5 protein-coding genes are annotated in these 4,715 nt (G+C 64.1%); 4 read left to right on the top strand and 1 reads right to left on the bottom strand.

From position 1 onward, the window contains the following. From WCA85_RS02005 to WCA85_RS01995, 3 genes are all read left to right on the top strand, one after another. Positions 1-1,138, top strand: a 1,138-nt coding sequence (locus tag WCA85_RS02005) for an O-acetylhomoserine aminocarboxypropyltransferase (RefSeq protein ID WP_424061427.1), incomplete at its 5' end; no start/stop codon positions are given. After that, the gene (locus WCA85_RS02000) at positions 1,135-1,980 is read left to right on the top strand and encodes an alpha/beta fold hydrolase (protein WP_424061426.1); all 846 of its coding nucleotides are present in this window, start codon (positions 1,135-1,137) and stop codon (positions 1,978-1,980) included. The genes WCA85_RS02005 and WCA85_RS02000, both read left to right, overlap by 4 nt. A 200-nt stretch (positions 1,981-2,180) precedes the next feature. Next, on the top strand, positions 2,181-2,501 hold the full coding sequence (locus WCA85_RS01995; protein WP_424061425.1) for an Mpo1-like protein: 321 nt from the start codon (positions 2,181-2,183) through the stop codon (positions 2,499-2,501). 103 nt (positions 2,502-2,604) lie between these two features. On the opposite strand, the gene WCA85_RS01990 is transcribed toward WCA85_RS01995, so the two are convergent. Further along, positions 2,605-3,918: a YihY family inner membrane protein gene (locus WCA85_RS01990; protein ID WP_424061424.1), complete on the bottom strand. Its 1,314-nt coding sequence runs from the start codon at positions 3,916-3,918 to the stop codon at positions 2,605-2,607. A 110-nt stretch (positions 3,919-4,028) separates the two neighbouring features. Between WCA85_RS01990 and wrbA the strand changes: the two genes are divergently transcribed. Further along, on the top strand, positions 4,029-4,631 hold the full coding sequence (wrbA, locus tag WCA85_RS01985) for an NAD(P)H:quinone oxidoreductase (RefSeq protein WP_424061422.1): 603 nt from the start codon (positions 4,029-4,031) through the stop codon (positions 4,629-4,631). The last annotated feature ends 84 nt before the right edge of the window (positions 4,632-4,715 follow it).

The following is a 4,715-nucleotide window of genomic DNA, read 5'->3' as shown; positions in this document are numbered from 1 at the left end:
GATCGGCACCGCGAGCGGCCAGGCCGCGCTGCATCTGGCGATCGCCACGCTGATGGGCGCGGGCGCCCATATCGTCGCCTCCAGCGCACTGTATGGCGGCTCGCACAACCTGATGAACTACACGCTGCGCCGCTTTGGCATCGAAACTACGTTCGTCAAACCGGGCGACCTGAACGCCTGGCGCGCCGCACTGCGTCCGAACACCCGCTTGCTGTTCGGCGAAACGCTTGGCAATCCGGGGCTCGACGTGCTGGATATCGGCGCGGTCGCACAACTCGCGCATGACCACGCCGTGCCGCTGCTGGTCGATTCCACCTTCACCACCCCCTATTTGCTCAAGCCCTTCGAGCACGGCGCGGACTTCGTCTATCACTCGGCCACCAAGTTCCTCGGCGGCCACGGCACGACCATCGGCGGCGTGCTGGTGGACGGAGGCCGGTTCGACTTCGAAGCATCCGGTCGATTTCCCGAGTTCACCGAGCCGTATGAGGGTTTTCACGGCATGGTTTTCGCCGAGGAAAGCACGGTTGCGCCGTTTCTGCTGCGCGCCCGTCGCGAGGGCTTGCGCGACTTCGGCGCATGTCTGCATCCGCAGGCAGCATGGCAACTGCTACAGGGCATCGAAACCCTGCCGCTGCGCATGGACCGCCATGTCGCGAATACGCGCAAAGTGGTCGAGTTTCTCGTCTCTCACGGGGCGGTCGAATCCGTGGCGTACCCCGAACTGGATACGCACCCGGATCATGAGCTCGCCAAACGCTTGCTGCCGCGCGGCGCCGGCGCAGTTTTCAGCTTCAACCTGCGCGGCGACCGCGCCGCCGGACGCCGCTTTATCGAAGCACTGTCGCTTTTCTCGCATCTGGCAAATGTGGGCGATGCACGCTCCCTCGTCATTCACCCTGCCTCAACCACCCACTTCCGCATGGATGCCGCCGCGCTCGCCGCAGCGGGTATTGCGGAAGGCACGATCCGCCTGTCGATTGGACTCGAAGACCCGGACGATCTGCTCGACGACCTCAAGCGCGCGCTCAAGGCCTCGCAAAAGGCTGCACCAAAGAACGCGGCGACGCCCGCCAGCAGCACAGCCAACAGCGCCAGCACGTCCGATGGCAGCGGCGCTCGCAAGGAGTCCGCATGATCTTCGAGGTTCAAAACCGGCCGGCGTATGCATACACCGGCGGCAAGCCGTTCGACCCGAGCCTGCCGACCGTCGTGTTTATCCACGGCGCTGAGCACGACCACAGCGTGTGGGGACTGCAAACGCGCTATTTCGCTCACCACGGCTTCAGCGTGCTGGCCGTTGACTTGCCGGGTCATCATCGCAGTGCCGGTCCCGCACTGACCAGCATTGCCGACATGGCCGACTGGCTGGCCGCACTGCTCGACGCCGCCGGCGTCGGGCGCGCCTGCGTGATCGGCCACAGCATGGGCTCGCTCGTGGCGCTCGATTTTGCCGCGCGCTATCCTGCCCGCCCGACGCATCTGGCGCTCGTCGCCACCGCCGTGCCAATGACCGTCTCCGAGACGTTGCTCGATGCAGCGCTCAACCGCGAACCCGAAGCCATCGCGATGGTCAATCAGTGGTCGCATTCGACGCTCGCCGCCAAGCCCTCCAGCCCGGCTCCCGGCTTCTGGCTGCACGGCATGAATCAGCGTTTGATGGAACGCGTCGCGGCGACCGGCGAGCCGCGCCTTTTCCATACCGACTTCACGGCCTGCAATGCCTACGCGGACGGCCTCACCCGTGCGGCACAGGTCCGCTGCCCGGTGCTCCTGGTGGTAGGCAGACACGACAACATGACTCCGCCGCGCGCGGCCCAGCCGCTCGCCCAGGCGTTTGCGCAAGCCAACGTGCCGAACCAGACCGTCATGCTCGATGCGGGCCACGCACTGATGACAGAGCAACCAGACGCGACGCTCGACGCCTTGTTCGCCTTCGCGTCGCGCAGTGCGACGGCCAGCCAGTCACCTCGACAATAGCGGTCCTGGCTGGCTTGCACCATCGGCCGACTGGCCAGGTTGCGTGCGCTGGCCGATAGCAGCACAATGGTTCAAGCCTGTCCGGCTACACACACTCCGAGACACGCGGTACGTCGCAGGTTGGACGAACCCGTCCATCACGGCAAAGCAGCCTGGCAGGCAATGGAAGAGACCACACAAGCAGCGAAACGGAGGCCATGATGGCTCAAACCGCTCATACCGATCACTTCGCGAATTTTGCGGAGTTTTATCCGTTTTACCTGGAAGAGCATCGCAACCTGACTTCGCGGCGGCTTCATTTCGTGGGGTCGTTGGGCGTGATCGGATGTCTCGCGATGGCGCTTGCCACTGGCGACTGGCTTTGGCTGCCGGCTGCCGTCGTGTGTGGTTATGGATTCGCCTGGGCGGGCCATTTCTTTTTCGAAAAGAACCGGCCGGCCACTTTCCGGCATCCTGTCTACAGCCTGATGGGCGACTGGGTGATGTTCAAGGACATCTGCACCGGGAAGATTTCGCTCTAGCGCAGAGCGGCGTCCGGCAATTCGCGGACGGCGGCTGAGTGGTCAACTGAATGAGCGGCTGGCGAACCACGCCTGCGTGCCGCGCCACGCCGCGCCGCGCCGCTCAAGCAGTCTGATGCGGCATCGCCGCAGACCGCCCTTCTGCTTCCGCTGCACGCTCGGCTCTCGCCGCTGCTCGCAACGCCAGCAGTGATGCCAGTGTGACGCTCATCTTGTCGTTCTCGAGCGCGGCGAGCAGCGTGGCACCATCCACCCGGGTCGACTCCAGATTAAGCTGGTATTCGAGCTCCGGGCGGTCGATCACGAACAGGTCGAAGATGCGCGCCACCGTCACCTGATTCGGATTGGCCAACAACAGGAAACATGGCCGCGAGTCGTTATCCTCGAGGCGTGCAATCCATTCGATCTCCTCAAGCTTGTCCAGCAGACTGATCGTCGTATCTTTGTCCCGACGAAGCATGCGCGCCAAGTCTTGCAGCGTGTAGCCACGCTTGCCTGCCTCGCGCGCCTCAGAGAGCCGTGCAAGCAGTTCCAGCGCGTCGAACAGGTCACTGCCCGCAAAGCGTGGCCGGTGAAACTGGCCAATACGGATTGCTGGCAGTGCCGAGGCGACCATCGCGCCCGCCAGCGTGATGAACCAGCTCAGGTACATCCACAGCAGGAACATCGGCACAGTAGCGAATGCACCGTAGACCGCCGTGTAAGTCGGCACACGCCGGATGTAATAGCCGAAGCCGCGCTTAGCCAGTTCGAAGGCGATGGCAGCGCCCAGGCCGCCCACCACGGCGTCACGCCACTCCACGCGGCAGTTCGGCAGGTAGACGTAGAGCATCGTGAAAGCGAGCGCCGTGAGCGGCAGCGCAGCGCCCGTCAGCGCCCAATCGATCAGCGGCGTGACGTGCTGCGCGGCGCTGAACGCCATCGAACGCGTGAAGAGATAGGAAGAAATCGACAAGCTGACGCCGATCAGAATCGGCCCGAGCGTAATCACGGCCCAGTAGACCAGCACGCGCTGGGCAAACGGCCGTGGTTTGCGCACACGCCAGATCACATTGAAGGCGGATTCGACCGTCATCATGGTCATAACCGAGGTGACAAACAGCACGATCATGCCCATCGTCGTCAGGCCCTTGGCCTTGGACGCGAACTCGTTCAGATACTTGAATATCTGATTGTTGAACTGGGTGGGCATCAGATGCGCGGCGAGAAAATCCTGCAGCGACATCTGGAACGAACCAAAAATCGGGAAGGCGGTAAACAACGCAAACGCCACCGTGGCGAGCGGCACGAGCGAGAGCATGGTGGTGAAGGTGAGACTGCCCGCCACCTGCGGAATCCGATCTTCGCCGCTACGCTGCGCGGCGAACTGCGCGAGGCGTTTGAGCGTATCGAGGTCGAAACGCACCCTGGACAACAAACTCCACCTCCTTCGCTGTTTCGAACCGTGCCCGGCAAGCGCCGGGTTGCCTGCAAGCGGCCTGTGCCGCGGACCCAACCCCTATAATACCTGCTCACCCGAAGAGGCCTATGAAAGACATTCTCGTGCTTTATTACAGCCGCTACGGCGCCACGCGTGAGCTCGCACTGGCGATCGCGCACGGCGTCGACAGCGTCCCCGGCATGCAGGCGCGAGTGCGCACGGTTCCGCCGGTTTCCACGGTCTGCGAAGCGACCCAGCCGGACATTCCCACTGAGGGCCCCCCTTACGTGGAGTTGCGCGATCTCGAAGAGTGCGCTGGCCTCGCGCTCGGCTCGCCCACCCGCTTCGGCAATATGGCCGCGGCGCTCAAGTACTTTCTGGACGGCACCACGCCGCAATGGCTGTCCGGCGCACTGGCAGGCAAACCAGCTTGCGTGTTCACCGCTACTGGCAGCATCCACGGCGGCCAGGAGACGACACTGCTGTCGATGATGCTGCCGCTGCTGCATCACGGCATGCTGATCGTCGGCATTCCGTACACCGAGAGCACCTTGACCACTACGCTGACCGGCGGCACGCCCTACGGCGCGTCGCACTTCGCACGCGCGGACTCAGCAGAACATGGCATTTCCGCCGACGAGAAGACGCTCGCCGTCGCCCTCGGTGTGCGTGTCGCGCGCACCGCCGCAGTCATGAGCGAACGGCCGTGAATACGCGCGATAGCGCTGCGTCCGGGGAGGCGCCGGAGCTTGCCGCAACGGCGGCTGCCAACACCGCCCCCACCACGCCTACTC

The organism is Paraburkholderia sp., from assembly GCF_049581445.1.
GTDB lineage: Bacteria > Pseudomonadota > Gammaproteobacteria > Burkholderiales > Burkholderiaceae > Paraburkholderia.
This window is presented reverse-complemented; position numbering and strand designations above follow the sequence as displayed.